The following is a 512-nucleotide window of genomic DNA, read 5'->3' on the forward strand; positions in this document are numbered from 1 at the left end:
TGAAAAGCGGCATTGTCCATGACAATTACACTGTTTTAGGTAACTCAGGTAACAGTGCTTCTCTCACCCAATGAGAGAAAATATCGCTGTTAATAGAACCATCATATAAGCGTAAGGCAAACAATTCTCCATTGATAATGGCTCCAATCGCATTGCTCTGGTTCTTTAAATGCCAGTTATCACTTCCATGACAAACTTCTCCTTTTGTGCTGTAGCCATAAGGTCTATGAGCAAAGGTTTTAAAACCACATTCATCAAGATAGACTATCGGTTTGTCTTGAGCGGTCTTATCCACTATTTGTTCTTGAAAGTGCTCTCTTTTCTCTGTGTCGGCTTTTGGATGTTGGTTAATCTTTTTTTATGCGTTATCTTTAGTCGCTTTAGAGCATTAACAAATCGCTGATTGCGAGCAATTAAAACGTCTAGCGCTTTCCCATTGGTAATCATCAGGATACTGCTCAATATCCTTAAGCAAGGCTTCATCATCAATCTTTGAGGGCTTACGCTCAGTA

The 512-nt window shown here is 39.3% G+C and carries 2 protein-coding genes; both read right to left on the reverse strand.

Features of this window, described 5'->3' with window-relative positions:
• Positions 1–25: 25 nt before the first annotated feature.
• The gene (locus tag A5N85_RS14090; RefSeq protein ID WP_072577669.1) at positions 26–295 is read right to left on the reverse strand and encodes a transposase; all 270 of its coding nucleotides are present in this window, start codon (positions 293–295) and stop codon (positions 26–28) included.
• Positions 295–447, reverse strand: coding sequence for a hypothetical protein (locus A5N85_RS14095; protein WP_211268265.1), 153 nt, complete (start codon positions 445–447; stop codon positions 295–297). Before A5N85_RS14095 ends, A5N85_RS14090 begins: the two co-directional genes overlap by 1 nt.
• Positions 448–512: the final 65 nt, after the last annotated feature.

Source organism: Suttonella ornithocola (assembly GCF_001889065.1).
Taxonomy (GTDB): domain Bacteria; phylum Pseudomonadota; class Gammaproteobacteria; order Cardiobacteriales; family Cardiobacteriaceae; genus Suttonella_A; species Suttonella_A ornithocola.